This window comes from Mesorhizobium sp. M1182 (assembly GCF_040318335.1).
In the GTDB taxonomy this organism is placed as follows: Bacteria; Pseudomonadota; Alphaproteobacteria; order Rhizobiales; family Rhizobiaceae; genus Mesorhizobium.
Map to the genome: position 1 here is coordinate 1 of NZ_JAMYMD010000087.1, position 544 is coordinate 544.

Here is a 544-nt window from a genome sequence, read left to right on the forward strand (position 1 = left end):
ACTGCTGCAGGACGCGACGGCCAATTCCCACACCCCATCGCAATTGGAGGTTTCGGGCGCAGCATCGGATCCTCACGACGCGAATCGGGGAGAGGTCCATGCCGCGCCAGCCCACGACATATCAGTTCGATCTGTTCTCCAACCCGCACGATGCGGAGACCGCGCAGATGCCACCATGGCAGGCGCTGCCGGAAGAGACGCGCCTGACGCTGACAAAGCTGATGGTGCGCCTGATCCTCGACCACGTCGACGGCGAGCGCGCCGTTCCACGGGAGGAGGCACGCCATGATGCATGAGAAGATCCGGCCCCACCATCTGGAGCGAAAGGCGATCCTTTATGTGCGGCAGTCCTCGGCCCATCAGGTTCTGCACAATCGTGAGAGCAGCGCCCTGCAGTATGCGATGCGCGATCGCCTGGTCGCGCTCGGCTGGTCTTGCATCGAGACGGTCGATGACGATCTCGGCCGCTCTGCTGCTGGCGGTGTCGCGCGAGCGGGCTTCGATCGGATGGTCGCAGCAGTCTGTCTCGGCAAGGTTGGGGCGG

Annotated in this window: 1 protein-coding gene and 1 pseudogene; both read left to right on the forward strand. The window is 64.3% G+C overall.

Features of this window, described 5'->3' with window-relative positions; all coding sequences use genetic code 11:
* The first annotated feature begins 98 nt into the window (after positions 1–98).
* Complete coding sequence (locus tag NKH33_RS33165) at positions 99–296, forward strand: hypothetical protein (RefSeq protein WP_023722661.1); 198 nt, start codon at positions 99–101, stop codon at positions 294–296.
* A pseudogene (locus tag NKH33_RS33170) lies at positions 289–544 on the forward strand (recombinase family protein); the annotation flags it as partial. The gene NKH33_RS33165 and the pseudogene NKH33_RS33170, both read left to right, overlap by 8 nt.

Bases quoted from the DNA above. Each gene is read 5' to 3' on its own strand.
- NKH33_RS33165 (WP_023722661.1), top strand. From the start codon at position 99: ATGCCGCGCCAGCCCACGACATATCAGTTCGATCTGTTCTCCAACCCG.